The following is a 25464-nucleotide window of genomic DNA, read 5'->3' as shown; positions in this document are numbered from 1 at the left end:
CAGACAGTGCGACCCCCCTATTGTTGTTGAGGATTAAAATGAAAAAATTAGAAGATGCAGGTTTCCTGGTCGCACGTATCCTGATGCCAGTTCTGTTCATCGTAGCAGGCTGGGGCAAGATCACCGGCTATGCAGGCACCCAGCAGTATATGGAAGCGATGGGCGTACCGGGCTTCTTCCTGCCGCTGACCATCCTGCTGGAGTTCGGTGGCGGCCTGGCGATTCTGTTCGGTTTCTTCACCCGCACCACCGCGCTGATCACCGCCGTGTTCACCGTGCTGACCGCGCTGCTGTTCCACGCTAACTTTGCGGAAGGCGCGAACTCAATTATGTTTATGAAGAACTTCAGCATTGCCGGTGGTTTCCTGCTGCTGGCCATCACCGGCCCTGGCGCTTACAGCATCGACCGCCTGCTGGGTAAAAAGTGGTAAACCGCCGCAGCCGGGCAGAGCAGCCTTAACAGGCAGGTGCCATTCCGGCCGGACGAGGTCTACACTTGAAGAAGTCGGGGCGGGGGTTACTCCCTGCCCCTTTATTTTTTTAGGGAGTAAGTATGGGACAGTTAATCGAAGGCGTATGGCACGATACCTGGTACGACACCAAATCGACCGGCGGGCGCTTTAAGCGCTCAGAAGCGATTTTCCGCAACTGGGTAACCGCCGATGGCGAAGCCGGCCCGCACGGTAAAGGCGGTTTTAAGGCTGAAGCCGGTCGTTACCACCTGTACGTCTCCCTCGCCTGTCCGTGGGCGCACCGCACGTTGATTATGCGCCAGCTGAAAGGGCTGGAAGAGACGATCTCCGTTTCGGTGGTGCATCCGCTGATGCTGGAGAACGGCTGGACCTTTGATGAGGATTTCCCGGCCGCTACTGGCGACAGCCTGTATCAGAATGAATATCTCTATCAGCTCTATCTGCACGCCGAGCCGACCTATACCGGCCGCGTCACCGTGCCGGTGCTGTGGGATAAACAGCAGCACACCATCGTCAGCAACGAATCCGCCGATATTATCCGCATGCTGAACAGCGCCTTTGACGGCGTGGGCGCGCGGGCCGGCGATTACTACCCGGACGATCTGCAGGCGCAGATTGATGAGCTGAACGGCTGGATCTACGACACGGTCAACAACGGCGTCTATAAATCCGGATTTGCCACCAGCCAGCCGGCCTACGATGAGGCGGTCACCGCGCTGTTTGCCTCGCTGGAACGTCTGGAGCAGATCCTCGGACAAACCCGTTATCTGACCGGCGATCGCCTGACGGAAGCGGACCTGCGGCTGTGGACCACGCTGGTGCGTTTTGACCCGGTGTACGTAACCCATTTCAAATGCGATCGCCACCGTATCAGTGACTACCTGAACCTGAACGGTTTCCTGCGCGAGATCTACCAGCTGCCGGGCATCGCCGAAACGGTGGATTTGGCGCATATCCGCCATCACTACTACCGCAGCCATAAAACCATTAACCCGAGCGGCGTGATTTCGCTGGGCCCGGCGTTTGACTGGGATGAGCCGCACGGCCGCGACGAGCGCTTTCCTTAATTAGCATCCGGGGCGATCGCCCGCGCCCCGGCACGCTTTTTTGATCTGGCACAACGCTTTGCTCCGCACGGTTACGTACCTTAGTTGAGGTAAACACCCCTTATCTCAACCGGCAGACCTGCCACGGAGCTTTGCTATGATCAAAACCCTGTCCGTTTGCGCCGCTGTGATTATGCTGGTCTGGATTGGCTTTGTCGGCCACTACTATTACCAGACCTTCTCTCACTTCAACAACATCGAACACGCCCAGCAGAGTGCTGAGCACTGAAAACCAGCGGGTGCCGGCCGGTTAGCCTGAGCGCTTCGCCAGCAGCTTCGGGATCTCGCGCAGGCACCAGGCTTTGGCTTCCCCCATGCTGTCACGTCGCCAGGCCATAATGATATCCACCTCACGGGTATATTCCGCACTGACCACCCGCAGACGCCCCTCGGCAATATCCTGCTCGACCATGCTGTACGGCATGGTGCCGACGCCAAGCCCGGCCAGCAGCGCGCGGCGCTTGTCTTCTACGGTGCTCACCGTCAGTCGCTGCTGCTTATCCAGCAGGGTCACCGTCAGCACCGGACGTTCGCGGGCGGTATCGGCCACCGCAATACCGCGATATTTCACCCGGGTGCTCTCCGCCTGCGGCTCCGGCTCCAGATGGATCGGATGATCGGCGCTGGCGACATAAACGCTCATCAGGGTGTACAGCTTGCGGGTGTTGATCTCCGAGGAGGCGCGAAAATGCATATCCGGTGCGATGACGATATCCGCCCGTCCCTGCTCCAGCCGTTCCCACGCGCCGGCCAGCACTTCGGTCATCAGCGACAGCTGGGTGTTGGCTTTTTCCGCCAGCCGCTCTACCAGCGGGAACAGCAGATCGGTCGCCACCAGCGACTCGGTGGCGATGGTCAGGTGAGTTTCCCAGCCGCGCGCCAGCGCTTCGGCATCGGTGGTCAGCTTATCGGCGGCTTCCAGCAGCACCCGTCCGCGCTCCAGCAGCATGCGCCCGACGTTGGTAAATTTAGTGCGGTGGCCGGAGCGGTCAAACAGCACCACGTCCAGCTCCTCTTCCAGCTTCTGCATGGTGTAGCTGAGCGCGGAGGGTACCCGGCCCAGCTCATCCGCCGCCGAAGCAAAGCTGCCGCGCCTGTCGATAGCATCCATTACCCGCAACGCTTCCAGCGTCAGAGCACGATCTTTAGCCATAACGATTCTCTGTCAGGAATTTTGAATATGGGCAGCAGATTAACTGGCTTACAATCCGTCGTCCAGAAACTTACCATTACAGGCTATAACCCCCGGGCGAATTCGGGTAATAAACGAGCACGAGGAGGAGAGACGATGATCACCAGCCGGACAGAAAAACAGTGTGGTAAAGCCGATTTTGGCTGGCTGCAGGCGCGTTACACCTTCTCCTTTGGCCACTATTTCGATCCAAAATTACTGGGCTACGCGTCATTGCGCGTGCTGAACCAGGAAGTGCTGGCACCAGGGGCTTCCTTCCAACCGCGCAGCTACCCGCGCGTTGATGTGCTTAACCTGATCCTGCAGGGCGAAGCGGAATACCGCGACAGCGAAGGCAACACGCAGCAGGCGCAGGCGGGCGAAGCGTTGTTACTGGCCACCCAGGCGGGGGTCAGCTACAGCGAACATAATATCAGTAAAGACCGCAGCCTGACGCGGCTGCAGCTGTGGCTGGACGCCTGCCCGGAAAAAGAGAGTGGCGCACTGCAGCGCATCGCCGTTTCCGACCGGCAGCGCTATACGTTACTGGCTTCACCGGACGGCAGCCACGGCAGCCTGCAGTTGCGCCAGCAGGTGTGGGTGCACCATCTGGTGCTGCAGCCCGGCGAGAGCCACACCCTGCCGCTGCACGGCCAGCGCGCCTATCTGCAGTCGATTCACGGCTCGCTGCAGGCCAGCGGCCACCCCAGTCAGCGCGAGGCGCTGACCTGCGGCGACGGCGCGTTTCTGCACGAAGAGGCCAGCGTGACCTTAACCGCCGAAACGCCGCTGCGTGCGCTGGTGATTGATTTGCCGGTGTAAGCAGACAGGCGACAGCGGTGTCGCCTCAGGAATGGGTAAGATTTTTTGCAGCCTGAAAAATGACAGCAAGAACTTCCTCACGAGAAGCCGTGATCGGTTTCCCTGGCGGGGTGAGCCGATCAATCTCATCAGAAGTGAAGACTCTTTCTGTCAGCTCGCCGTTGAGCCTGAGCATGCGAGCATGCACCCTGTAAGGTTTAGCAGACATTGTTTCCTCTGTACGAATCTGCGATGCCATATAACCTCCTGTTATGATTACGCTCAGATTATTGCTCGTTTTTCAGTCAGTCACAATGCTTATCTGTGCCCTGCTGCAACCAGCGAAAAAGCGCATCCGCTTCGCGATACAGAATGAGCTTATTCCCTGAAATATCTTTGAATCCGTGTTGATCGATGTAGTAACTCGCCACCTGCTCGTTAATCGGCGAGATCAAACGCAGGCCGCTGCAATCGGTCTCCGCCATAAACAAAGTGGCAACCAGCAGAACAAAGCTAAACGTATTTCCATCCAGAACTGAATCCCGCAGGTGAAAATTTTGCACCATATCTATATTCAACATGGCTGGAGGCGGCCCATCAGGCGGGCAAAATCGAGTAAAACAAGCAGCAGCAGGTTTGTTCTCTGCATCGACTAATGAGAAGCTAAAATTAAACGCATTCGCGTCAGTTAACGCCGCCCCGCTGGTATCCCAGGGCAACTGACGTTCCTCAGGTTGACTACGACTCAAGTGGATACACCAGGCCATATCCTCAATGGTAAACCGGCGCACGTGAATGGCGTAGCCAAGCCGGATGAATACCGAATTGGCTACGTTGAGGGTTTGCCTGGCAATATTTCTGATATCCATATCCGCCGTTCTCTCTGATGAAGGGGGCTTTCAGAGCGATACTAATGCGTAAGTTGAGGGGGGCAAGCCTGTTCTGCCGGCAGATTTCATAACCTGAAGAGGCATCGCAAGACATTAATGAAAAGTGGCGGTTACATTAATAATCTGTGCAGTATCTCGCGAAGGAAATCCTCTGCTGAAGATAGGTTTTCTCTGAAAATGCAGTCAATAACGACTGACCACCTTCTTTCATGAAGAGTGTCGTGGACAGTCATTCATCCGGCGGAAAAGCAAAAAACCCGCCGAAGCGGGTTTTTATACTGAATGAGTTGAAGCTGACCGGTAAGCCGGGTTCTGTCGTGGACAGTCATTCATCTAGGCCAGCAATCGCTCACTGGCTCAAGCAGCCTACCCGGGTTCAGTACGGGCCGTACCTTGTGAACCCCTATTTGGCCTTGCTCCGGGTGGAGTTTACCGTGCCGCGAACTGTTACCAGCCGCGCGGTGCGCTCTTACCGCACCCTTTCACCCTTACCTGATCCCGTTTACACGGGCCATCGGCGGTTTGCTCTCTGTTGCACTGGTCGTGGGCTTGCGCCCCCCAGGCGTTACCTGGCACCCTGCCCTATGGAGCCCGGACTTTCCTCCCCTTTGTCTGTCTCCCCGAAGGGGACGGCAACAAAGCGGCGACTGTCTGGTCAGCTTCGGCGCGCAGTGTATAGGGTTTTCTGTGGCTTGTCACTCACCCTGCTGGTCAAGCGCGTACTTATACAGGGCATTTTTCTTCACGCCGTGGATTTCGGCGGTCAGCGCTGCCGCTTTTTTCAGCGGCAGCTCGGTCTGCAGCAGCGCCAGCGTGCGCAGCGCCTCCTGCGGCAGCGCCTCCTCTTCGGCGTGGAAGCCTTCGACGATCAGCACCATCTCGCCCTTGCGGCGGTTCTCATCCTCCTGCACCCACGCCAGCAGCTCGCCCACCGGCGCACCATGAATCGACTCCCAGGTTTTGGTAATTTCCCGCGCCAGCACCACGTAGCGTTCAGCACCCAGCACCGTCACCATATCCTGCAGGCTGTCGAGCAGGCGGTGGGTCGACTCATAAAAAATCAGCGTGCGTGGCTCTTCCAGCACGGCGCGCAGCGCATCACAACGGCCTTTGCTTTTGGCTGGCAGGAAGCCTTCATAGCAGAAGCGATCCGAGGGCAGCCCGGACGCGCTGAGCGCGGTAATCGCCGCACAGGCACCCGGCAGCGGCACCACGCGGATGCCGGCTTCACGGCACAGGCGCACCAGGTGATAGCCCGGATCGTTGATCAGCGGCGTGCCGGCATCGGAAACCAGCGCTATGCTTTGACCGTCCTGCAGCTTCGCCAGCAGCGTCTCCGCCTTCTGCTGTTCATTATGATCGTGCAGTGCGAACAGCCGCGCATTGATGGCGAAATGTTGTAGCAACAGCCCGGTATGACGTGTATCTTCCGCTGCGATCAGGTCGACGCCTGCCAGCACCGCCAGGGCCCGCTGGGTGATATCACCCAGGTTACCAATCGGTGTGGGAACGATATAGAGCGTGCTGGCAGAAATCTCTGCCCGATCGTGTTGTTTCATTGTTTGATCCGAATTGCCGATTTAATATTGAGCATCTTGAAAAAAAACATCACTGGATACAGTATGCTTCCTTCGAAAGTAATTCACAGCAAAGCCGGGCGCATTGCCCCGCTGCTGCTGGCAGCACTGATTTTTGCCGGTTGTACCGGTAACACCCCGCAAACGCCCCCGGCGGATGTCCAGGGCGCGGCCACCGGCACCTCAGACTATTACCTGCAGCAGATGCAGCAAAGTGCAGATGATAACAAGGTTAACTGGCAATTACTCGCAATCAGAGCGTTGCTGAACGAAGGCAAGCTGCCCGTCGCTAACGATCAGCTGTCACAGCTGCCGCAGCAGCTAAGCAGCACCCAGAGCCAGGAAGTGCTGCTGCTGCGCGCTCAGCTGAGCACCGCACAGCAAAACAGCCAGGCCGCCGCCGCACAGCTGAAGCAGATCGATCCGTCGGCGCTGTCGAAAGATCAGCTGGCGCGCTATTACCAGCTGCAGATCGCCGCAGGCCAGGGGCAGCCGTCGCTGGATCTGCTGCGGGCCTATATCGCCCAGGAGCCGCTGCTTGGCAGTCCGGCGGACAAGCAGAAAAATATTGATGCTACCTGGCAGGCGCTGACGCAGCTGAGCCAGCAACAGATGAATACTCTGACCATCAACGCCAATGAGAACGTGCTGCAGGGCTGGCTGGATCTGCTGGGCGTTTACCGCGCCAACAGCAGCGATCCGGATATGCTGAAAGCCGGCATCAGCGACTGGCAGACCCGTTACCCTTACAACCCGGCGGCAAAAATGCTGCCTTCCGCACTGAGCCAGGTGCAGAATTATCAGCCGGCCTCCACCGGCAAAATCGCCCTGCTGCTGCCGCTGAGCGGCCAGGCGCAGGTGTTTGCCAGCGCCATTCAGAAGGGCTTTAACGACGCGAAAAACGGCCTGCTGGCGCAGAGCACCGCGCCGCAGGCGCAGGCCCCGGTGCAGGCAGCAGATGCCCAACCCGCTGCCGCTGATGCCGGTGCGGTGGTCAGCCCGTCCGCCGCACCGGTGGACGGCAGCGCGCAATCCGCTAACGGTGACACGACTGCCGCAGCGGGCGATGCGCTTCAGACCGCAGGCAACAGCGGCAACGCGCCCGCTAATCCACAGGCAGGCAGCAGCGTGGCCGCGCCTTCATCCAGCACCCAGTTACAGGTTTATGACACCGGCAGCCAGCCGGTGGCCCCGCTGCTGAGCCAGGCGCAGACCGACGGCGCCACCCTGGTGGTCGGCCCGCTGCTGAAAAACCAGGTGGAAGATCTGGCAAACAGCCAGACGCCGCTGAACGTGCTGGCGCTGAACGAGCCGGGCACCATCCAGAACCGTCCGAATCTTTGCTATTTTGCGCTTTCTCCTGAAGACGAAGCGCGCGATGCCGCCCATCATATGTGGGACCAGGGCAAACGCGCCCCGCTGCTGCTGGTACCGCGCAGCGGTCTCGGCGATCGGGTTAAGGTGGCCTTCAGCCGCGAATGGCAGAAGCTGGGCGGCGCCACCGTCCTGCAGCAGCAGTTTGGCTCGAGCGCCGAGCTGAAACAGGGGATCAACAGCGGCGCGGGTATCCGCCTGAGCGGCACCCCGATTGACGTTCAGCCTGAACCGACCCAGGCGGTCAGCGTCGCCGGCCTGACCCTGCCGGCACCGCAGGGGCTGACCCAGCCAGGCCCGGTTACCGACGGCGGCAGCAATAGCAGCAGCAGCGTCGACTCGGTCTATATCATCGCCACCCCGGACGAACTGGCGCTGATTAAACCGATGATCGCCATGCGCGTCAGCAGTCGTGATAATGTGGGTCTGTACGCCAGCTCGCGCAGCAATCAGGCCGGTGCCGGCCCGGACTATCGTCTGGAGATGGATGGCCTGCAGTACAGCGATATTCCGCTGTTGTCCGGCGCTAACCCGGCGCTGATGCAGCAGGCGGCAAGGAACTTTAACAACGATTACTCGCTGGTGCGGCTGTACGCGATGGGCATTGATGCCTGGACGCTGGCCAACCACTTCAGCGAAATGCGCCAGTTGCCGGGCTTCCAGCTCAAAGGCAACACCGGTACGCTGAGCGCCAGCCAGGATTGCGTGATTAACAGGAAGTTAATATGGAACCAGTATCGTCAGGGGCAGGTGGTGCCGGTGTCCTGACCCGGCAGCAGCAGGGCGCGGCGCGGGAACGTCAGGCGCGCCGCCTGCTGGAAGAGGCAGGGCTGCGCTTCGTCGCCGCCAACGTGCGCTACCGCAGCGGTGAGATTGACCTGATCATGCGGGATAAGCAGTGTTGGGTCTTTGTCGAGGTGCGCTATCGCCGCTCAGACCGCTTCGGCGGCGCGGCGGCCAGCGTCACCCGCAGCAAGCAGCTCAAGCTGCTGAAGGCCGCGGCGCTGTGGCTGCACGGGCGCGGGCTGAGTTTTACCAGCGCCAGCTGTCGTTTTGACGTGGTTGCCATCACCGGTGAACAGGTCGAATGGCTGGCGAATGCCTTTACGGCGGAATAAGAGCCTGAATTCACGGGCCCAATTAACCAGGTGAACACTGTGCTGGAAAGAATTAAAGTCTGCTTTACCGAAAGTATCCAAACCCAGATTGCGGCCGCAGAGGCCCTGCCAGACGCCATCTCCCGCGCGGCGATGACCCTGGTGCAGTCGCTGCTGAATGGCAACAAAATCCTGAGCTGTGGCAACGGAACCTCCAGCGCCAATGCCCAGCATTTTGCTGCCAGCCTGATTAACCGTTTTGAAAGCGAGCGCCCGAGCCTGCCGGCGATCGCGCTGAGCGCCGATAACGTGTTGTTAACGGCGATAGGGAACGATCGCCTGCATGATGAGGTCTATGCCAAGCAGGTACGCGCTTTCGGCCAGCCCGGCGATATCCTGCTGGCGATCTCAACCCGCGGCAACAGTCGCGATATTGTGAAAGCCGTGGAAGCCGCGGTCACCCGTGATATGACCATTATTGCCCTGACCGGCCACGATGGCGGCGAGCTGGCGGGCCTGCTCGGGCCACAGGACGTGGAGATCCGCATTCCTTCGCACCGCAGTGCCAGGATTCAGGAGATGCATATGTTAACCGTGAACTGCCTGTGCGATTTAATCGACAACACCTTGTTCCCCCACCAGGATGTTTAAGGAGATCAAATGAAAATATTATCTGCCGGTGCCGTGATTCTGACCGCGCTACTGTTGCAGGGCTGCGTGGCGGCCGTGGTTGGCAGCGCGGCCGTCGCCACCAAAAGCGCGACCGACCCGCGCTCCGTTGGCACCCAGGTTGATGACGGCACGCTGGAGCTGCGCGTGACCAACGCCTTGTCGAAAGATGAGCAGATCAAACAGAACGCCCGCATCGTCGCCACCGCCTATCAGGGCAAAGTGCTGCTGACCGGCCAGTCGCCGAACGCCGAGCTGTCCAGCCGTGCCAAACAGATCGCCGTTGGCGTCGATGGCGCGACCGAGGTCTATAACGAGATCCGTACCGGCAATAAGGCCAGCTTCGGCACCGCCTCGTCCGATACCTGGATCACCACCAAGGTGCGTTCGCAGCTGCTGGGCAGCGACCAGGTGAAATCTTCTAACGTGAAGGTGACCACCGAGAACGGTGAGGTGTTCCTGCTGGGCCTGGTGACCAGTGAAGAAGCCAAAGCCGCGGCCGATATCGCCAGCCGCGTCAGCGGCGTGAAGCACGTCACCACCGCCTTCACCATTCTGAAATAATCCTCCCGGGGCCGGCAGCGGCTGGCCCCGTAAGCCGATCTGCCGGGCTTACAGCCGGCTTAAGCACTCCATCGCTACCGTCTTAAAGCTGGCAAAGTCGGCACAGTCGCGCAGCCGCAGCGTGGCGCGTTCGCGGACAAAGGTGACAAACAGCTCGTAGATCGCCATCGCCTGCTCATAGTCCTCCTTGCTGATCGCCAGCAGGAAGATCACATAGGCCGTTTCGTCACCCCAGGCGATCCCCTGCGGGGCCAGCACGGTATAGACGCAGCTGCGCTGCGCCTGCAGCCCCAGCGCGTGCGGCAGCGCGATGCCCTCACCGAGCAGCGTGCTGACGATGGCTTCGCGCTCCTCCACTGAGGGGTAAAAGGCCGTATCCACCACCCCATCCTGCTGCAGCCGATCGCACAGCTGGCGAAACAGCTCGCTGCGCGCAACGGGCTGCTCCAGCCGCAGGAAGTGCCGTTCTGAGAAGTATTTCTCCAGCATCCAGGGGCGGGTGCGATCCAGCAGCGCCAGCTTGCCCAGCTGCTCCAGCTGATAGTCGCTGGGGAACGGATCGACCACCACCACCGGCTTCTCTTTCTCCTCCAGCCGCACGGTAGAGACCACAAAATCCGCCTCCACCGTCGTCAGCTGTTCATAATCGCGCCAGGTGATCATCTCCTGTACCACCAGCTGCGGATAGTGCCGCAGCAGCATCGCCTGCAGCATGCGCAGGGTGGAGTTGCCGCTGTCGCAGACCAGCATCACCTGCGGCTGACGCTGATAGCCAACCTGATAGTGACGCTCAAGCCCGACGCCAATGTGCAGCACCAGAAAACCGACCTCATTCTCGCTGACGCGGTAAGGGGTATGTTTACTCCAGCTGGTCACCGCCGACAGCGTAATGTCGTACGCCAGCGGGTAGTGCTGCTTGATGTTGTCGAGCAGCGGATTCGGAATGGCGATCTGATAACGCAGGCGGGTGATCAGGGTTTTAACGTGGGTCAGCAGATCGGCGCGCAGCTGCCGGTCGTGCTGCAGGGCAAAGTTATAGCGCTCGTTGATGTAGCGCAGCAGATAGTCGACCAGCAGCTCATCGTCATCGGCACCGATCGTCCCGGCGGCAAGCTCGCCGATGCGTCGCGCCGCCAGCTGCACCCGCAGCCAGGCCTCTTCGGCGGCGGGCAGCACCCTGCCCGCCAGCGGCTGCAGCAGCGCGGCAAGCTGACGTGCCGCCTGCTGCACGTCATCATCCACCTCGGTAGCAATCGCCTCGTTTAACGGGCAACCCGCCGCCAGCCGCTGTACCGCCAGCGCACAGTAGAGCCGCAGGTAGCGCTCACCGTCATCGCAGACCCTAAGTCCGGAGTGCAGCAACGCCTGGTGCAGCAGCGGCTGCACGGCTGCCAGCCGTTGGTCGTCGAGCGCCGCGCTCAGCGTCGGCGGTAAGGGCCCGGCGCTGCTGTGCTGATAGAGCAGATCGGTCAGGCCGCTGCGGATCGCCCGCTCAGGGCCGAACAGCTTCATGCCGAAACGCGGCCGGCTCTCAATCGTCAGCTCATAGCGGCCCAGCCACTCGCGCACCTCCGCCATATCCCCCTGCAGCGTATTGCGGCTGACGAACCACTCACAGGCCAGATCTTCCAGCTTCAGCGCAAAGGCGGAGGTGAGAAAACGCAGCAACAGCTGCAGCACGCGGTCGGCCGAGGTGCGCGGCGTGCCGGCAGCGGGCGCGGCGGTTTGCAGCATCGCATGGAAACGGCGCTCATCGTCGATCTGCAGCTGATAGCCGCTGCCGCGATTGAGCTGCAGGCTGGCACCGTGATCGGCCATCAGCTGGTTCAGCGCGGCGATATCGGTGCGCACGGTGCGGGTGGAGACGGCCAGCCGCCGCGCCAGCTCATCCTGCGGCAGCGGCTCGTTTTGCAGCAGGGCAAACAGCCGGGCCAGACGTTGATTAGGGAATCTCACGATGTGCTTTTTCCAGTGTGCCACGCGGGTTGAAGACGAAGGAGAAAGGCAGCCTAACTTTATTCGCGCCGAGAAAATAGTGGCAAATCCTTAAAACGCGATCTGCCACGCTCCGCGCACCGCCAGGTATCGCCGACCGCGATAGTCGGATACCGCCGTCAGTCATCATCAGATACCACTAACGGCCATTGCCGGATACCGCCGTCAGTCATCGTCAGATACCACCGACGGCCATCGCCGGATACCGCCGTCAGTCATCATCAGATACCACCAACGGCCATTGCCGGATACCGCCGCCAGTCATCGTCGTTACCCCCAGCAGCCATTACCGGCAATCATCCACCGCTATTCATTGTCAGATGCCAGAGGAAACAACACCCTGTCTCCCGGCAGGCACCTGACGGACGGCTTACTTCAGCAGCTGCTGCGTCACCCTCAGCAGTTCAGCCACGTCCTGCGGCCGGGTCAGGCCGGTTTCCGGGTCAATGATCGAGCTGTAGATATGCGGGACGATTTTACTGACGCCGGCATCCAGCGCGATCTGCATAATGGTGGCGTAGTTGGCCAGATCGATGCCGCCGGTCGGCTCCAGCCAGAAATCCTGCTGCGCACAGGCGCGCGCCACTTCACTGAACTCATCCAGCCGTGCCGTGCCGCCCATCGGATAGTACTTCACCGAGCTGCCGCCCATATCGCGCAGCATGGCGATGGCGCTGGCCACCGGCACCAACGCCGGTTCGGCCTGCGCGCTGAGCGGCCCGGTGGCAACGTTGACCCAGCCAGGCCGCCCGCTGGGGGAGATCAGCCCGTTCACCAGCGTCTGCTGCTGGCCGAGCAGCGCCCGGCTGGTGCCGACGCCGGTGAACACCTGGTTGACGTGCTGCGGCTGTACCAGGGCAGCAATCTCACTGACCATCGCCGACTGCTTAGGATCGCCCGCCCCCAGCCCGACCGACAGCGCGTTATCGGTCAGCCGCGCGTACTCGCGCATGTCCGACACCGCGGCGTGTACGCTGGGGTAGTTTTTTGACAGCACGCCGACCAGCACGTAGCCCTCCGCCGCTTGCCACACGTCGCGGGCGTTCTGATGCGAGGCGGCCAGCACGTTCAGGCAGACGCGATTACGGTAAAAATTGGGGCTCAGTTTCATCCCTGGTGTTCTCCGGTTAACAGTGACGCGATAGCAAGATAAAGGGTGTGCAGCTGTTCGGCGCTGACGCTGCGCACGTCCACCTCGACGATGCCTTCGTTGGCCTTGTAGCCACGGAAGTAGATCGCCGGGCGGCCCTCTTTCAGCGCCTGCACCAGCGCGGCGGTGCTGCGGCCGATGGCCGCCTCATCCAGATGAATTTCGGTGCGGGCGATATCGCGCCCGGCGCTGTCCCACACCACCCGCGCCTGCACGCCGTGCAGGCCGTTAAGCTGCGCAATAAATGGCGTCATTTTTTCCACCATTGCCGCGCCGCTGACCTTCTCCTGCTGCAGGTACTCTTCCACCGCGCGGGTCAGGCCGAGAATGCCCTCTTTACCGACCTTCATCGCCCGGCCAATGCCCTGCGACTGGCGTTTCACCCAGGCAATATGACGCTGCCGTCCAACCACCAGCCCGCTGGTCGGCCCCTCGATCGCTTTGGCCCCGCTGTAGATCACCAGATCGGCCCCTGCGGCGTAGTACGCCTGCAGGTCCTCTTCGGCAGCGGCATCGACGATCAGCGGCACGCCGTGCTCACGCGCCACCGCTGCCGCCTGCGCCACGCTGAGATGGCTTTTCTGCACGCAGTGGTGCGACTTGATATAGAGGATCGCCGCCGTGCTGGCGGTCACCGCGGCGGCCAGCTGCGCAGGGGAGCATTCGTTGGCGTAGCCCGCTTCCACCAGCCGTCCGCCGCCCAGCGCCACCATGGTGCCCACCGGGGCACCGAAATTGACGTTGTGGCCTTTCGGCAGCACGATCTCATGCGGCACGCTGAGCGGCGCGCTGTGCAGGTTGTCGAGCAGCCAGTCGTCGTCGCGGGCGATGACCGCCGCTACCGACTGGGCAATGCCGGCCGAGGCGCAGGAGACCACCAGCGCATCTTCACAACCGAGCAGCCCGGCAATGTACGCGCCGGTTTTGTCCACCAGGTCTTTCATCTCAAAGTAGTGGCTGAGGCCGTCATTAACCGCCTCCACCACCGCCGCGCCCGGGGTAGATACCCCGAGGATCGTCATGCGTCCGGAGGCGTTAATCACCGGCTTTAAGCCGTAGTGTTCATAAACAGAAGTCATGGCTGTGCTCCCCTTGTTCGGTGAAAAAGATCTGCCCGCCGACCACGGCGGCGAGCGGCACCAGCTGCCGCTCGCCGTTCAGCATCTCGCCGTCGGCGTCGGTAAACAGGCAGGGTTCAGAACGCAGATCGAAAAGGGTCAGATCGGCGTCCATGCCCGGCTGCAGCCGGCCGCGGCCCTGCAGCCTCAGCCCGTCAGCGGCATGGGCGGTGACGCAGTCGATCACCTGCGGCAGCGTCATGCCGATGTTGAGAAATTTCGACATCACGTGTGCCAGGCTACGCACCGGCCCGTGCAGACGGTTGCGGCAGTAAATATCGGAGCTGATGGTGTGCGGCAGGATGCCGCGGGCGATCGCCGCCTGCGCCACCGCAAAGCTGAAGCTGGCACTGCCGTGGCCCACGTCCAGCCGCACGCCGCGCGCCAGCGCCTGTTGTACCGAGGCGCGCAGCTCGCCCGCCGGCGTCAGAATGCGGTTGGGTTTGCCGTTGTAGCAGTGGGTGATGATGTCGCCGCGCCCGAGCAGACCGGCAATCTGATCCAGATCCGGCGGCGCGTTGCCGATATGCACCATCAGCGGCAGCCCGCCGTTCTCCTGCTGGAGCGTTTTGGCACGCTCCAGCGGCCTGATGCCGTTACTCTCCACCACGCTGCTGCTGATGCGCGCCTTCAGGCCGACGATAAACTGCGGCAGCCGCCGCAGCGCGGCCTGCACCGCCGCACCGTCGATACGCGACATATCGGCCAGTTCGTTCTGAGTCTCAATGCCGCTGCGGGCGATATTCAGCAGCGCCAGCACCCGGGTGTCGCAGCCCCGGGTCAGCTGATAAAAGTCATCGACCTGGTCAGCGCCGGTGCTGCCGGCGTCGATCACCGTGGTCACCCCGGTGGCAACGCCGATGCGATCCGCCTCGTCGTGGTAGATCGGCGATTTCGGGTAACAGTGCACGTGGCTGTCGATCCAGCCGGCGCTCAGCCACACCCGCCCGGCCAGGTCCCACTCGCGCCGCGCGTCGCCCGCCACGCTGCCCACGGCGGCAATTTTGTCCTCACGCACGGCGATATCGCTCAGGCTGCCGTCGCTGAGCCGGGCGCGGCGGATAATCAAATCAAACATGGTGTTCTCCTCTGCGCGGCGGCCGGAGCCGCCGCACGACAGCGTTACAGCGAGATCGGGAACAGCGCGCCCAGTGCCATCGCGCCGAGGATCGCCCCACCGGTAATCGGTTTGTTCCACAGATAGAACAGCAGCGATCCGGCCAGCGATCCGAGGCCGATCGGGATCGAGGCGCTCATCGCCGACAGGATAATCAGCGGGCCGAGGAAACGCCCGGAAGCGTTACCCGCCCCCATCATCACGTCGGCGCCGTAGGTGGAGTCGCTGTTGCTGATGGTGAACTTACGCGCGAGGATAATCAGGTAACCGATCGCCAGCCCGACCGCCAGGCCGGTGGCCAGCGATGCGGCAAAGTTGGCGACCGGGAAGACGATCCCGGCACCCAGCAGCAGCGCCGGTACGCCAAGGCCGACCCCGGTCTGGATCGCGCCGCCGATATCCAGAATGCCGACCAGCGAACCTTCGATAATGCGCGCAAACAGGAAGCTGGCACCAAAGGCGGCCACCGCGCCGTAGACGCCGGTCTCCATCCCCGCACGCAGCATCGAGACAAATGCCACTTCGTTAAACGCGCCAAGCCCGTAGACGTAGTACATGTGCGTACCGGCAAACACCCCGGATGAGAGCAGGCCGACAAAGATCGGGAACGACCAGTCGGCGTACCAGAAACCGCTTTTTGACTCTTCCATACCTGCTCCTCTTACTTACCGCTCAGGGTGTTGTGGATCATATCCAGCCAGCCGGGCACGCCGAGGCGGAAGGACTCCAGCAGCTTCATGTCAAATCCGCGGAAGAAGCCGCTGAGCACGAACAGCAGCACGATTGCCACCATCATCACTTTGGTGACCCGCGTCCAGCCGCTCTCTTCCACGCCTTTGCCGATCAGAATGCCCAGCACCAGCCCCGGCACCGCGTTACCCATAATCAGCTGCGCGAGGCCGCCGAAGATGGTCGCCCAGAAGCCGGACTTTTTGCCGGCATCGATTGCCGCCAGCCAGAAGATCACCGGCATCACCGTGTTGACCAGCAGGTTAGCCGCCGGCACCAGCACCTTGACCGCCGTCACCTGCAGCGCGGCAGGCACCGCCGAGGCGGTGGAGTTGAGGAACGCCACGACGATCATGCCGATCAGGCCGCAGGCGATGGCCATCTTCTTCGGGTTGTGCAGCGTTTCGGCCACGTTGCGGTTTTTAACCATCAGCGCCGCCGCGCCCCAGTTGGGCAGAATGCGGTGGTCAACGTCCTGGGTGAAGGAGCCGGCGGCCACCGAGGAGGCCCAGGCGTTAAAGAAGAACCCGAGGCCGAACGAGAAGTGCGATGCCGGGTCGCCCTCGCAGGAGTTCAGCTCGCCGAGGGTGCGGAAGGCGCCCATGCCCTGGGTGGTCGGCGCATGAAACATCCTTGCCGCCCCGGCCCCCACGCCGACGCCCACCAGCCCGCCGATAATCAGTGATTTGAAAAGAACGATCAGAAACATCAGCTGTTCCTTATTGTGATTGCGGATGCCGTCAGCCGAGGCGGGTGAAGTTCACCTGGGCGGTATCGATGGCGGTGACGCTGACTTCAACCGCCAGCTCAACGCGGTAATGCCGCCGTTCGCGCGGCAGAAAGAAGAACAGAAACTTTTCGGTGCGCACCTGCAGCTGCGCGCTCAGCACCTGCACGTCCAGCGGCTCGATGCGCAACAGCACCTTTGCGCTCGACTGCAGCAGCTGCGGCTGCACGCGGCTCAGGGCGTCGGCAAAGGCTTTATCACTGCTGGCCCCCTTGCCGCTGACGTTCACCGTGGTGGTGAAATGTTCCTTCATCCGCCGTACTTCTTCAGCCACGCCTGCACCAGACGCTCGCCCAGCTCTTCTTTATCCATAAAGCCGAAGCCGAGCACCGTAGCCCCCTCGTTAATGGCGGTAACGCCCTCATCGATCGAGCGCATGCCGTGCTTCGCCTTGTAGCCATATTTATTCTGCGCGGTAATTGCCCCCGCGCCGCCGCTGCCGCAGAACGAGATGCCGAAGCTGGCATTCTCCGCCTTCATCACGTCGCCCAGCTTCATATCCGCCGCCACGCCGGGCACCACCACCGCGCGCCCGCCCGCTTTTTCGATGCCGGCGGCCACTTTCTGCCCTTTACCCAGACGATCGCCGATCACTACCGTAATTTGTGACATATATTGCCCCTTGTCCGACTGTCCGCCTGAGCCGTTGCTCAGGCAGAGGATTAATGTTCTGTGGCGACTTCGATATGTACCGACAGCAGCCAGGCCTCTTCCACCGGCAGGTTGCCGAACAGATCCACCACCTGCTGCGCCAGCGCCATTGAGGCGGGAGAGATCTCGTCAAACAGCTCGGCCTCCACCTCCGGCAGCGCTTCGCCGGTCACCGAGCGCAGCGCCATCGCCTTAACGTGCGAGGTCAGCATCTGCAGCTGAACGGCGTCAGGTTGAATGCCTGCCGCGGCATACAGCCGGCTGATTTGCGCCAGTACCCGCTCTGCCAGCTGTCGGATGGCCCGATCCTGCCCGGCGATAGCCTCTGCCGGCTGCGTTCCATTACTCACGGTGTTCCCCTTGCTGTGGCTGTTACCGCAGAGTACGCAGCCGGACGGCGGCTGTTGAGAACCACTTTTTCCACTTTGAAACGGAAATCCGTCAGACGGGCGGGCGCAGGATCGCAAAACGCGACGAAACCGCCCACGCGCATGGCTGGTGCCGTCAGCTGAAGAAGCGCCTGAAGCTGAAGGTGGCTGAGTCTGGGACGGGGACCGAAAATACGCAGACAGCACTGAACCTGTGGTGAATCCGCTGCTTTTTCTGAAAAGTGGTGGGTAATGCGTTTGCTGAGAAATAAAACGGGCCCTTAACGGGCCCGGAGAGACGGGGTGATGCTGCGTAGTGCTCTGCGGATTAACGGAACTGCTTATGGCCTTCGTTGCGGATCGCATCGAAGCCTTTGGCCTGCTCCTTCGCACCCGCCAGGTCACCGGCGTTAGCCAGCCTGAGGCTGGCGTCGATCCTGCCAATCAGCTGGTCAAGCAGGCCGTGGTACTGCTTAACCTGCTCGCTGTCCGCCGCCTGCCCCTGCAGCTTGTCCGGCGTCTGGGTTTTGGCATCGGTGGCCGCGGCGCGCATATCGGTCAGCGCGCGCACCATCTCCGCTTTATCATCGGTTTTCTGCACGGTACGGGAAGCGCCTTTCAGCACGTCCATATCGGCAGACAGGTCCTGCGCCAGGGCAGCGACGCTGGTAAATAACAGGGTGGAGCTCAACATTGCAATCAGTAATTTACGCATCAGTTCAGTCCTTAGCGCCCCTCATCCTGCGCGGGCAACGCCGCAGCAGCCGGGGACTGTTATGGGAACAAAAAAGGCGGCCGGATAAGCGGCCGCCTTCATCATATCCCTAAAAACTGCAGGGTCGAACGGGGATTGTGTTGCTGGCTGAGAAAAGTTCTGCTGCCGTCACAGACTTCCCGGGCGCCAGCGTCAGCCGGCGGTCAGGCGGTGCTGCCCAGCGCCACCCTGCCGCGTGCGCCGCCGGACAAGGTAAAGGCCGAGATTACCGTGAAGGTCAGGGCAATCAGACCGAGGATCATATAGGTCTGACTGAAGCCGATGCGGTCATACAGGTTCCCCGCCGCCGACGAGAGGAAAATCGACATCAGCTGCTTGGAGAACTGGAAGCCCACCAGGTAGATGGTGGCCGACAGCCGCGTATCAAAGGTGCCGGCGATATACTTGAACACGCCAATCAGCAGGAACGGCACCTCAAAGGCGTGCAGCATTTTCAGGATAATCACTTCCGCCACCGTGGTGGCGAACGCGGACCCGAGGATGCGCACCGACATGATGGTGCCGGCCACCAGCAGCGCGTTCTTCGCGCCGATGCGGTTAATAATCCACGGCGACAGGAACATAATCAGCGCGTTAGCCAGTTCACCGCCGGTGGTGACGAAGCCGAACACCAGGTTACCCTGCTGCGGTGAGCTGAAGAAGGATTTAAAGAAGTTGGCGAACTGCTGATCGAACACGTCATAGATACAGGCCACGCCGACCACGTACAGCACCAGCAGCCAGAATTTACGCTGTCTGAACAGACCGGTCACCAGGCCAAAGTTAAACGCGGGGGCGTTGGCGCCCAGCGCGTCGATCACCGTGCTTGACTGACGGGTCTCCGTTTTCGCCAGCAGCAGCAGCACCGCCAGCAGGATCGCCGCACCGGAGCCCATCCAGAACACGATGTCCGGATCCACGCTGAACAGGATGCCGGCGGTCGAAGCGCAAATCCCCCAGCCGAAGCAGCCAAACATGCGCGCTTTGCCGTACTCAAAGGCGCTGTGGCGGCTGACTCTTTCCACGTAGGCCTCAATCGCCCCGGCCCCGGCGCTGAAGGAGAAGCCGATATACAGCCCCCCCAGCAGCGCGCCGAGCAGGATGTTGAGCTTCAGCAGGGGGGCAAAGACGTAGAGGAAGAACGGCGCGAAAAACAGCAGCAGCAGGGTGATCACCCACAGCAGATGTTTGCGCACCCCGAGCTTGTCGGAGAGTACCCCGAGCACCGGCTGGAACAGGATGGCAAACAGCGACAGGCTGGAGAAAACGATGCCGGTGTCGGTCTTGTTCAGGCCGATCACCTCATGCAGCCAGATCGGCAGGAACGGGAAGCAGGTTGCCATGATAAAGAAGTAGAGGAAGAAGAACGCGCCAAAGATCCAGAAGTTGCGGTTATTTTTGTAGTAGCAAGAGGTCGTAGCCATGTGGGTTTGTCCGCGAAAAGAGTTCTGCCTTCCTGAACGGCCACGGCGGTGGCCGTTCAGCGTCGGTGCATCTGCGCCCTGCTATCGGACCTGAGTCAGTCCGATCAACAGCGCACTTTCCGGTGCAATCACCGGTAGTGCCAGTCCGGCCTGCATCAGCCAGGCACCGGACACCACCTGCGGTTCGCGCAGCCAGGCGGGCAGGTCGCGCATGGCACCGCCCCCCTCACGCACGGTTTTAATCTCAGGTGCGTCCAGCAGGCGCACCTCGTAGTGCGCCTCGGGCAGCAGCCCCGGGAAACAGAGGTTGCCGGCCAGCGAGTAACGCAGCATGCGCAGCTGCGCCAGCATAAACACCGCCTGCGAACCGTCCTGGCTGACCACCCCGTTCACCTGCACAGAATCGTCGGGCATATCCACCCGCCAGCTGATGCCGCCGTGCAGCAGCGGCCGCAGCGTTTTATGCAGCTGGATATAGTGGCGATAGCCCTCCAGCTCCTCGTCATCGGCCTTCACCGGATCCAGCTCGATGCCCATATGGCCGAACAGCGCCGTCAGCCCGCGGAAGCCGATGCTGTGCTGACGCTGGGTGGCGTGGCAGCGGCGGTGGCCGATATGCTGGCCCATCACCTCCGGCGGGAAGAAGTAGCTCATGCCGCGCTGGATGGTCTGCCGCTCCAGCGCGTCGTTGTTGTCGGACACCCAGAAGCGCGGCGTACGCGCCAGCACGCCGTAGTCCACGCGCCCGCCACCCGAAGCGCAGGACTCGAACTCCACCTGCGGGAAACGCTGGTTGAGCGTATCCAGCAGCCGGTAAAACTGCTTCGTCTGCGCATCGGCCGCCAGCCGTCCCTGATGGCCCGGCTGCACCAGCTCACGGTTCATATCCCACTTCACGTAGGCGATCGGATGGCTGCCCAGCAGCCAGCTCAGGCGCTCCAGCAGATACTCAAACACCTCGGGATTGCTGAGGTCGAGGACGTACTGATAGCGGCCGGTCGGCTGCTGATAGCCCGGCAGCTGCAGCACCCAGTCGGGATGCGCGCGGAACAGATCGGAGTCCGGGTTGATCATCTCCGGCTCAACCCAGATGCCGAACGCCATGCCGAGCCGCCGGACGTGGTCGATTACCGGCATCAGCCCCGCCGGATATTTTTTCTCATCGAGATACCAGTCGCCGAGGCCGGCCTGGTCGTGGTCACGGCCGCGGAACCAGCCGTCGTCGATGATAAAGCGCTCGACGCCGATCGCGGCGGCACGGCTTGCCATCTGCATGATGTATTCCGGATCGTGATCGAAGTAGATGCCTTCCCAGGTATTGAGGTGCACCGGACGGGTGGCACCGGCGGAAAAGGGGATCCGCGCCTGGCGCAGCCACGCGTGAAACGCCTGGCTCATACCGTTCAGGCCGTTGGCAGAGCGGGTGGCACAGACCCACGGCGTGGAGAACTCCGCCCCCTCTTCCAGCGCGATCTCTCCCGGCAGGTAGAGCGCTTCCGCCTGCACCACGCGGCGGCCATCGGTTTTGATGTCGGCACGCAGGCGGTGGTTGCCGCTCCAGGCGAGGTGAACGCCCCAGACTTCGCCGCGCTGCTCGCTGAAGCCCGTATCGCCCAGCACAAAGCCCGGGAAGTATTCGTGGGAGCTGCGCCCGCGGCGGCTCTCCTGGATAAAGCCGCCGTGCGCCAGGTTAACGCGGTGGGTGTGGAACTCCCTGAGCCAGCGGCCGTGGAAGGCCATCACCTCGGCAGCGCGCTCCGGCACCGGCAGCGTTACGGCCAGGCGGTGCAGCTGCCACGGCAGGGCGTGCAGGTTTTTCAGCGTGTGGCGCACCTGCAGCACGCCGGTGTCGGCGTCGAGACGCAGCTCGCTGGTTAAGCGCAGCCCGGCCTGCGGGTCTTCAGCGGTGACGGTCAGCAGGTCACCGGTCAGCGCCACCGCGCTGGTGGTAAAAATGGGTGCGGCGTCCAGCCCCTCGCGGTGCCCCTCAATGCCGGGGGAGCCAAACTGGCCGCGCCCGTACTCCATCGCCAGCGTCAGCGGCAGGTCGACGTCCAGCCTGCCGTTGGCAATCGGGCGCTGCAGCGCCTGCACGTCCTCGGCGGAGAAGCATGCCAGCGTCGGTCCCCAGTAGACTATTTCGGCGTAAGGTCGGCAGCGCACCACCAGATCGCTGGTGGCGCTGCGCAGTCGTACAATATCGTTATTCATATCTGGCCCCTGTGTCATTGATGAGGCCATAGTTGATCTTAAACGTTTAAGTGATCAACTTAAACGTTTAAGAAATGTGATTGCGTTAAAAAAAACGCCATTACTGGCGTAAAGCGTTAATCAGGGTATATCACGCTGAAACAGGGGAGTTCAGGCGTTAAACGGCGGGGAAAAGCTCAGCCTGTGCAGGGAAAGGTGGTGATCCCCTGGCGCAGCACCGGCTGCCACAGCACCTGGATCGACCCGGCCGGTTCACCGGCGATCAGCGCCAGGGTCATGCGTGCAATCTGCGCACCGATCTCCTCGCGCGTCGACTGCACCACGGCGGTGGCGTCAATATTATTCAGCGAGTCGTCCGGCAGGCCGTCATAGATAACCAGCGCGATCGCATCCGGCCCGGTCAGCCTTCCCGCTTCGCGCAGGGCGGCCACCGCCCCTTCGCCCTGAATATTGCCGTCGGTGAGGATCGCCGTCGGCGGGGAGTGCTGCGCCAGCAGCTCCAGCGTGGCGCGGTAGCCGGCGCGGCGCGTGGCGTCCACCGCGCGGAACCCGACGTCAGGCGACAGCCCGTGGCGCTGCAGCGCATCACGGTAGCCGGCACGGCGCTGCAGGATAAACGCCTGCTCACGGTCTTCGCTGAGCATGGCAATGCGCCGGTGCCCAAGGGCGATCAGATGCTCGGTGGCCATGCAGGCCCCCTGCTGGTTATCGAAGTCAAACCAGGCGTAAGGCTGCGGCAGCTGGCTGCGTCCGAGCGCCAGAAACGGCAGGTTTTTCTGCTGCAGCAGCGTCAGGCGCGGATCATGCTCCAGGGTATGGGCGACGATCAGCGCATCGATCCGCCGGCTGTCCAGCAGGCGCATAAACGACTGCCCCTGATCGTGACGATCGTCGGTGATCAGCAGTAAATCCACGCCGCTGGCCGCCAGATGGTGGCCGATCGCCCCCACCATGGCAAAGAAGTAGTCGTTGCTCAGCGAGGAGGCGTAAGGATAGACCAGCCCCACCGCGTCGCTCTTGCCCTTTTTCAGCCGCTGGGCGTTGGTGTTGGGCTGGTAGCCAATCCGCGCCGCTTCGGCCTGGATCAGCCTGCGCGTCTCTTCCGAGATATCGCTGTGGCCGTTCAGCGCCCGGCTCACCGCCGCGATCGACAGCCCAAGATTTTGCGAGATAACCTTCAGAGACATAATGTTTTACCGAATAAAGGGCGCGCATCGCCGCGTTGAACAGGGCGGCCAGCTGAGTGAGTGGCCGCCCTGCGCGCGATGGCAGACGGGCAGACTACTGACCGGCGATTTTCATCTCCGGCAGCAGGACAGAGCCACACTGGATATTGCTGCGGGTTTCGATATCGCTGCCGATGGTCACCATATTGCGCCACATATCGCGCAGGTTGCCGGCGATGGTCACTTCGCTGACCGGGTACTGGATTTCACCATTTTCCACCCAGAAGCCGGACGCGCCGCGCGAATAGTCGCCGGTCAGCCCGCTGATCGCCGAGCCCATCAGCTCGGTGACCACCAGGCCGGTGCCCAGCTGCTTCAGCAGCTGTTCAAAGCTGTGGCCCTGGCCGGCAATGCGCCAGTTGTGGATGCCGCCGGCGTGGCCGGTGGTCTGCAGCCCCAGCTTGCGCGCCGAATAGCTGGTCATCAGCCAGGTCTGCAGCACGCCGTCTTTGACGATGTCACGCGCCGTGGTGCGCACGCCTTCGCTGTCGAACGGCGTCGACGCCAGCCCTTTCAGCAGGTGCGGCTGCTCTTCAATGGTCAGCCATTCCGGCAGGATCTGCTGGCCCATCGAGTCGAGCAGGAAGGTCGATTTACGGTAAACGCTGCCGCCGCTGATCGCGCCGACCAGATGGCCAAACAGCCCGGTGGCCACTTCCGCCGCGAACAGCACCGGCGCTTTCATGGTCGACAGCTTGCGCGGGGACAACCTTGACAGGGTGCGGCGCGCGCACTCTTCCCCGACCCACTCCGGCGACCTGAGGTCTTCAATGGCGCGGCCAATGGTGTAGGCGTAATCACGCTCCATATCGCCGTTATGTTCGGCGATCACGCAGCTGGAGAGCGAGTGGCGGCTGGAGCAGTAGCCCTGCAGCATCCCGTGGCTGTTGCCGAACACTTTGATGCCGACGTGGCTGTTAAAGCTGCCGCCTTCGGTGTTGGTGATGCGCGTATCCGCCTTCAGCGACGCCTCTTCCGCGCGGGCGGCCAGTTCGATCGCCCGATCGGCGTCGATCTCCGTCGGATGGAACAGATCGAGATCCGGTGCGTCGAAGGCCAGCAGATCGCGATCCGCCACGCCGGCGTAAGGATCGGCCGAGGTGTAGCGGGCAATGTCGATCGCCGCCTGCACGGTACGTTTGATCGCCTCGGGGCTGAGATCGGTGGACGATGCGCTGCCCTTGCGGTTTTGATGATAAACGGTGATGCCCAGCGCGCCATCGCTGTTGAACTCAACGTTTTCCACTTCGCTGTAGCGGGTGCTGACGCTGATGCCGGTGGTTTTACTGACCGCGACTTCGGCACCGTCAGAGCCGGCCTGCGCCAGCTCCAGCGCGGTGGCCACCGCCTGTTCAAGGATCTTACGCTGTTCTGCAACCTGTGAGAGTAATTTCATTGGCCTGCCATATAATTAACAGTGCGATTTCAACGCTGAGCAAACCGCGACTGGGTGATAACGATTGATTTGAGTCTAACAGACTCAGAGAACAATTTCGCAGTAGCGGCGTAACCTGATAGCATTAGCCTCTTTTTCAGGAGCCTAACCATGACCAAGCAGCCCGACGACTGGCTCGATGACGTACCCGATAACGAAGAACAAGAAGACGACGAGATTATCTGGGTCAGTAAAAGTGAAATTAAACGTGATGCCGAAGAGCTGAAACGCCTCGGCGGAGAGATGGTAGATCTGGGAAGCAACTCCCTGGATAAACTGCCGCTGGATGACGATCTGCGTACCGCCATTGAGCTGGCGCAGAAAATCAAAAAAGAGGGCCGTCGCCGCCAGATGCAGCTGATCGGTAAGATGCTGCGCTCGCGCGACGTTGAGCCGATCCGTACCGCGCTGGACAAGCTGAAGAACCGCCACAACCAGCAGGTGTCGCTGTTCCACAAGCTGGAAGTGCTGCGCGATCGCCTGGTAGAACAGGGTGATGACGCGGTGGCTGAGGTGCTGAACCTCTACCCGGACGCCGACCGCCAGCAGCTGCGTGCGATGATCCGCAACGCGCAGAAAGAGAAAGCGGCCAACAAGCCGCCGAAAGCCTACCGTCAGATCTTCCAGTATCTGCGCGAGCTGGCCGAAGCACAGTAGTCCTGCCTGCGCGGCAACGGGCGGTGACAAACCGGTACGCCTGACGCTATCTCCATAGCCATCCAGCGTCGGTTTATCACTGCTCCTGCCGGGCTGTGGGTGGCTCAGCCCGGCAGGATT

The 25464-nt window shown here is 61.6% G+C and carries 27 protein-coding genes and 1 other RNA gene; 9 read left to right on the top strand and 19 right to left on the bottom strand.

All coding sequences use genetic code 11. The features are described from left to right. Nucleotides 1–38: 38 nt before the first annotated feature. From ASF13_RS09965 to ASF13_RS25180, 3 genes are all read left to right on the top strand, one after another. Nucleotides 39–431 carry a DoxX family protein gene (locus ASF13_RS09965; protein ID WP_056235552.1) on the top strand — a complete coding sequence of 131 codons (393 nt, stop codon included), beginning with the start codon at nt 39–41 and terminating at the stop codon, nt 429–431. 122 nt (nt 432–553) lie between these two features. Continuing rightward, nucleotides 554–1540: a glutathione S-transferase family protein gene (locus ASF13_RS09960; protein ID WP_056235549.1), complete on the top strand. Its 987-nt coding sequence runs from the start codon at nt 554–556 to the stop codon at nt 1538–1540. A 136-nt stretch (nt 1541–1676) separates the two neighbouring features. Next, nucleotides 1677–1808 carry a hypothetical protein gene (locus ASF13_RS25180; protein ID WP_255354431.1) on the top strand — a complete coding sequence of 44 codons (132 nt, stop codon included), beginning with the start codon at nt 1677–1679 and terminating at the stop codon, nt 1806–1808. A 21-nt stretch (nt 1809–1829) separates the two neighbouring features. On the opposite strand, the gene ASF13_RS09955 is transcribed toward ASF13_RS25180, so the two are convergent. Continuing rightward, the gene (locus ASF13_RS09955) at nt 1830–2732 is read right to left on the bottom strand and encodes a LysR family transcriptional regulator (protein ID WP_056235548.1); all 903 of its coding nucleotides are present in this window, start codon (nt 2730–2732) and stop codon (nt 1830–1832) included. Nucleotides 2733–2867: 135 nt separating this feature from the next. Here ASF13_RS09955 and ASF13_RS09950 point away from each other — a divergent pair, with 135 nt between their 5' ends. After that, nucleotides 2868–3572, top strand: a complete 705-nt coding sequence (locus tag ASF13_RS09950) for a pirin family protein (protein WP_056235545.1) — start codon at nt 2868–2870, stop codon at nt 3570–3572. Nucleotides 3573–3597: 25 nt separating this feature from the next. On the opposite strand, the gene ASF13_RS09945 is transcribed toward ASF13_RS09950, so the two are convergent. From ASF13_RS09945 to rsmI, 4 genes are all read right to left on the bottom strand, one after another. Continuing rightward, nucleotides 3598–3810, bottom strand: coding sequence for a hypothetical protein (locus ASF13_RS09945; RefSeq protein WP_056235542.1), 213 nt, complete (start codon nt 3808–3810; stop codon nt 3598–3600). Between the two features lie 46 nt (nt 3811–3856). Continuing rightward, on the bottom strand, nt 3857–4420 hold the full coding sequence (locus ASF13_RS09940) for a hypothetical protein (RefSeq protein ID WP_056235539.1): 564 nt from the start codon (nt 4418–4420) through the stop codon (nt 3857–3859). A 306-nt stretch (nt 4421–4726) separates the two neighbouring features. Then, nucleotides 4727–5104, bottom strand: an RNA gene (gene rnpB, locus ASF13_RS11550) — RNase P RNA component class A. A gap of 32 nt (nt 5105–5136) precedes the next feature. Next, entirely contained in the window at nt 5137–6000 is an 864-nt protein-coding gene (gene rsmI, locus ASF13_RS09935; RefSeq protein WP_056235537.1) for a 16S rRNA (cytidine(1402)-2'-O)-methyltransferase, read from the bottom strand. Between the two features lie 63 nt (nt 6001–6063). Here rsmI and ASF13_RS09930 point away from each other — a divergent pair, with 63 nt between their 5' ends. Genes ASF13_RS09930 through dolP form a run of 4 tightly spaced genes read left to right on the top strand, consistent with a single transcriptional unit; the run spans nt 6064 to nt 9722 of the window. Beyond that, on the top strand, nt 6064–8160 hold the full coding sequence (locus tag ASF13_RS09930; protein WP_056235534.1) for a penicillin-binding protein activator: 2097 nt from the start codon (nt 6064–6066) through the stop codon (nt 8158–8160). Then, entirely contained in the window at nt 8118–8510 is a 393-nt protein-coding gene (locus ASF13_RS09925) for a YraN family protein (protein ID WP_056235531.1), read from the top strand. The genes ASF13_RS09930 and ASF13_RS09925 overlap by 43 nt, the downstream gene beginning before the upstream one ends. 39 nt (nt 8511–8549) lie before the next feature. Continuing rightward, nucleotides 8550–9140 carry a DnaA initiator-associating protein DiaA gene (diaA, locus tag ASF13_RS09920; RefSeq protein ID WP_056235528.1) on the top strand — a complete coding sequence of 197 codons (591 nt, stop codon included), beginning with the start codon at nt 8550–8552 and terminating at the stop codon, nt 9138–9140. Between the two features lie 9 nt (nt 9141–9149). Continuing rightward, nucleotides 9150–9722: a division/outer membrane stress-associated lipid-binding lipoprotein gene (dolP, locus tag ASF13_RS09915; RefSeq protein ID WP_056235527.1), complete on the top strand. Its 573-nt coding sequence runs from the start codon at nt 9150–9152 to the stop codon at nt 9720–9722. 48 nt (nt 9723–9770) lie between these two features. Here the strand turns inward: dolP and ASF13_RS09910 are convergent, their stop codons facing one another. The 14 genes from ASF13_RS09910 to pmbA all read right to left on the bottom strand — a co-directional run bounded on the left by ASF13_RS09910 (nt 9771) and on the right by pmbA (nt 24648). Continuing rightward, on the bottom strand, nt 9771–11678 hold the full coding sequence (locus ASF13_RS09910; protein ID WP_056235523.1) for a transcription antiterminator: 1908 nt from the start codon (nt 11676–11678) through the stop codon (nt 9771–9773). Between the two features lie 409 nt (nt 11679–12087). Continuing rightward, on the bottom strand, nt 12088–12828 hold the full coding sequence (locus ASF13_RS09905; RefSeq protein ID WP_056235520.1) for a KDGP aldolase family protein: 741 nt from the start codon (nt 12826–12828) through the stop codon (nt 12088–12090). Continuing rightward, entirely contained in the window at nt 12825–13946 is a 1122-nt protein-coding gene (locus tag ASF13_RS09900; RefSeq protein ID WP_056235518.1) for a DgaE family pyridoxal phosphate-dependent ammonia lyase, read from the bottom strand. Before ASF13_RS09900 ends, ASF13_RS09905 begins: the two co-directional genes overlap by 4 nt. Next, nucleotides 13930–15063 (bottom strand): amidohydrolase/deacetylase family metallohydrolase, encoded by a 1134-nt coding sequence (locus ASF13_RS09895; RefSeq protein WP_056235516.1) that lies wholly within the window; start codon nt 15061–15063, stop codon nt 13930–13932. The genes ASF13_RS09900 and ASF13_RS09895 overlap by 17 nt, the downstream gene beginning before the upstream one ends. 44 nt (nt 15064–15107) lie before the next feature. Continuing rightward, the gene (locus ASF13_RS09890; RefSeq protein ID WP_056235513.1) at nt 15108–15752 is read right to left on the bottom strand and encodes a DUF4310 family protein; all 645 of its coding nucleotides are present in this window, start codon (nt 15750–15752) and stop codon (nt 15108–15110) included. Nucleotides 15753–15763: 11 nt separating this feature from the next. After that, nucleotides 15764–16540, bottom strand: a complete 777-nt coding sequence (locus ASF13_RS09885) for a DUF4311 domain-containing protein (RefSeq protein WP_056235510.1) — start codon at nt 16538–16540, stop codon at nt 15764–15766. Between the two features lie 31 nt (nt 16541–16571). Next, on the bottom strand, nt 16572–16871 hold the full coding sequence (locus ASF13_RS09880) for a DUF4312 family protein (protein WP_056235507.1): 300 nt from the start codon (nt 16869–16871) through the stop codon (nt 16572–16574). Beyond that, nucleotides 16868–17230 (bottom strand): SFCGS family glycine-rich protein, encoded by a 363-nt coding sequence (locus ASF13_RS09875; RefSeq protein ID WP_056235504.1) that lies wholly within the window; start codon nt 17228–17230, stop codon nt 16868–16870. The genes ASF13_RS09880 and ASF13_RS09875 overlap by 4 nt, the downstream gene beginning before the upstream one ends. A 50-nt stretch (nt 17231–17280) precedes the next feature. After that, entirely contained in the window at nt 17281–17619 is a 339-nt protein-coding gene (locus ASF13_RS24905) for a glycine dehydrogenase (protein ID WP_056235503.1), read from the bottom strand. 346 nt (nt 17620–17965) lie between these two features. Further along, on the bottom strand, nt 17966–18352 hold the full coding sequence (gene cybC / locus ASF13_RS09865) for a cytochrome b562 (protein ID WP_056235499.1): 387 nt from the start codon (nt 18350–18352) through the stop codon (nt 17966–17968). A gap of 203 nt (nt 18353–18555) precedes the next feature. Continuing rightward, nucleotides 18556–19815: an MFS transporter gene (locus tag ASF13_RS09860; RefSeq protein ID WP_056235496.1), complete on the bottom strand. Its 1260-nt coding sequence runs from the start codon at nt 19813–19815 to the stop codon at nt 18556–18558. Nucleotides 19816–19896: 81 nt separating this feature from the next. Beyond that, nucleotides 19897–22026 carry an alpha-galactosidase gene (locus tag ASF13_RS09855; RefSeq protein ID WP_056235493.1) on the bottom strand — a complete coding sequence of 710 codons (2130 nt, stop codon included), beginning with the start codon at nt 22024–22026 and terminating at the stop codon, nt 19897–19899. Between the two features lie 176 nt (nt 22027–22202). Further along, nucleotides 22203–23213 carry a substrate-binding domain-containing protein gene (locus tag ASF13_RS09850; RefSeq protein WP_056235490.1) on the bottom strand — a complete coding sequence of 337 codons (1011 nt, stop codon included), beginning with the start codon at nt 23211–23213 and terminating at the stop codon, nt 22203–22205. Between the two features lie 94 nt (nt 23214–23307). Then, complete coding sequence (gene pmbA / locus ASF13_RS09845) at nt 23308–24648, bottom strand: metalloprotease PmbA (protein ID WP_056235486.1); 1341 nt, start codon at nt 24646–24648, stop codon at nt 23308–23310. A 150-nt stretch (nt 24649–24798) separates the two neighbouring features. Between pmbA and yjgA the strand changes: the two genes are divergently transcribed. Beyond that, nucleotides 24799–25344: a ribosome biogenesis factor YjgA gene (gene yjgA / locus ASF13_RS09840; RefSeq protein ID WP_056235483.1), complete on the top strand. Its 546-nt coding sequence runs from the start codon at nt 24799–24801 to the stop codon at nt 25342–25344. Nucleotides 25345–25464 lie beyond the last annotated feature (120 nt).

This window comes from Erwinia sp. Leaf53, from assembly GCF_001422605.1.
In the GTDB taxonomy this organism is placed as follows: Bacteria; Pseudomonadota; Gammaproteobacteria; order Enterobacterales; family Enterobacteriaceae; genus Erwinia.
Note: the sequence above shows the minus strand (reverse complement) of the source record. Positions and strands in the feature narration are given on the sequence as shown.

Coding starts and splice junctions, on each gene's coding strand:
- ASF13_RS09940 (WP_056235539.1), bottom strand. CDS start 4,420: ATGGATATCAGAAATATTGCCAGGCAAACCCTCAACGTAGCCAATTCG.
- ASF13_RS09855 (WP_056235493.1), bottom strand. CDS start 22,026: ATGAATAACGATATTGTACGACTGCGCAGCGCCACCAGCGATCTGGTG.
- ASF13_RS25180 (WP_255354431.1), top strand. CDS start 1,677: ATGATCAAAACCCTGTCCGTTTGCGCCGCTGTGATTATGCTGGTCTGG.
- ASF13_RS09875 (WP_056235504.1), bottom strand. CDS start 17,230: ATGTCACAAATTACGGTAGTGATCGGCGATCGTCTGGGTAAAGGGCAG.
- ASF13_RS09890 (WP_056235513.1), bottom strand. CDS start 15,752: ATGGAAGAGTCAAAAAGCGGTTTCTGGTACGCCGACTGGTCGTTCCCG.
- ASF13_RS09965 (WP_056235552.1), top strand. CDS start 39: ATGAAAAAATTAGAAGATGCAGGTTTCCTGGTCGCACGTATCCTGATG.
- ASF13_RS09880 (WP_056235507.1), bottom strand. CDS start 16,871: ATGAAGGAACATTTCACCACCACGGTGAACGTCAGCGGCAAGGGGGCC.
- dolP (WP_056235527.1), top strand. CDS start 9,150: ATGAAAATATTATCTGCCGGTGCCGTGATTCTGACCGCGCTACTGTTG.
- ASF13_RS09960 (WP_056235549.1), top strand. CDS start 554: ATGGGACAGTTAATCGAAGGCGTATGGCACGATACCTGGTACGACACC.
- ASF13_RS09895 (WP_056235516.1), bottom strand. CDS start 15,063: ATGTTTGATTTGATTATCCGCCGCGCCCGGCTCAGCGACGGCAGCCTG.
- cybC (WP_056235499.1), bottom strand. CDS start 18,352: ATGCGTAAATTACTGATTGCAATGTTGAGCTCCACCCTGTTATTTACC.
- yjgA (WP_056235483.1), top strand. CDS start 24,799: ATGACCAAGCAGCCCGACGACTGGCTCGATGACGTACCCGATAACGAA.
- pmbA (WP_056235486.1), bottom strand. CDS start 24,648: ATGAAATTACTCTCACAGGTTGCAGAACAGCGTAAGATCCTTGAACAG.
- ASF13_RS09925 (WP_056235531.1), top strand. CDS start 8,118: ATGGAACCAGTATCGTCAGGGGCAGGTGGTGCCGGTGTCCTGACCCGG.
- ASF13_RS09885 (WP_056235510.1), bottom strand. CDS start 16,540: ATGTTTCTGATCGTTCTTTTCAAATCACTGATTATCGGCGGGCTGGTG.
- ASF13_RS09900 (WP_056235518.1), bottom strand. CDS start 13,946: ATGACTTCTGTTTATGAACACTACGGCTTAAAGCCGGTGATTAACGCC.
- ASF13_RS09930 (WP_056235534.1), top strand. CDS start 6,064: ATGCTTCCTTCGAAAGTAATTCACAGCAAAGCCGGGCGCATTGCCCCG.
- ASF13_RS09955 (WP_056235548.1), bottom strand. CDS start 2,732: ATGGCTAAAGATCGTGCTCTGACGCTGGAAGCGTTGCGGGTAATGGAT.
- ASF13_RS09950 (WP_056235545.1), top strand. CDS start 2,868: ATGATCACCAGCCGGACAGAAAAACAGTGTGGTAAAGCCGATTTTGGC.
- rsmI (WP_056235537.1), bottom strand. CDS start 6,000: ATGAAACAACACGATCGGGCAGAGATTTCTGCCAGCACGCTCTATATC.
- ASF13_RS09850 (WP_056235490.1), bottom strand. CDS start 23,213: ATGTCTCTGAAGGTTATCTCGCAAAATCTTGGGCTGTCGATCGCGGCG.
- ASF13_RS09945 (WP_056235542.1), bottom strand. CDS start 3,810: ATGGCATCGCAGATTCGTACAGAGGAAACAATGTCTGCTAAACCTTAC.
- ASF13_RS09860 (WP_056235496.1), bottom strand. CDS start 19,815: ATGGCTACGACCTCTTGCTACTACAAAAATAACCGCAACTTCTGGATC.
- ASF13_RS09905 (WP_056235520.1), bottom strand. CDS start 12,828: ATGAAACTGAGCCCCAATTTTTACCGTAATCGCGTCTGCCTGAACGTG.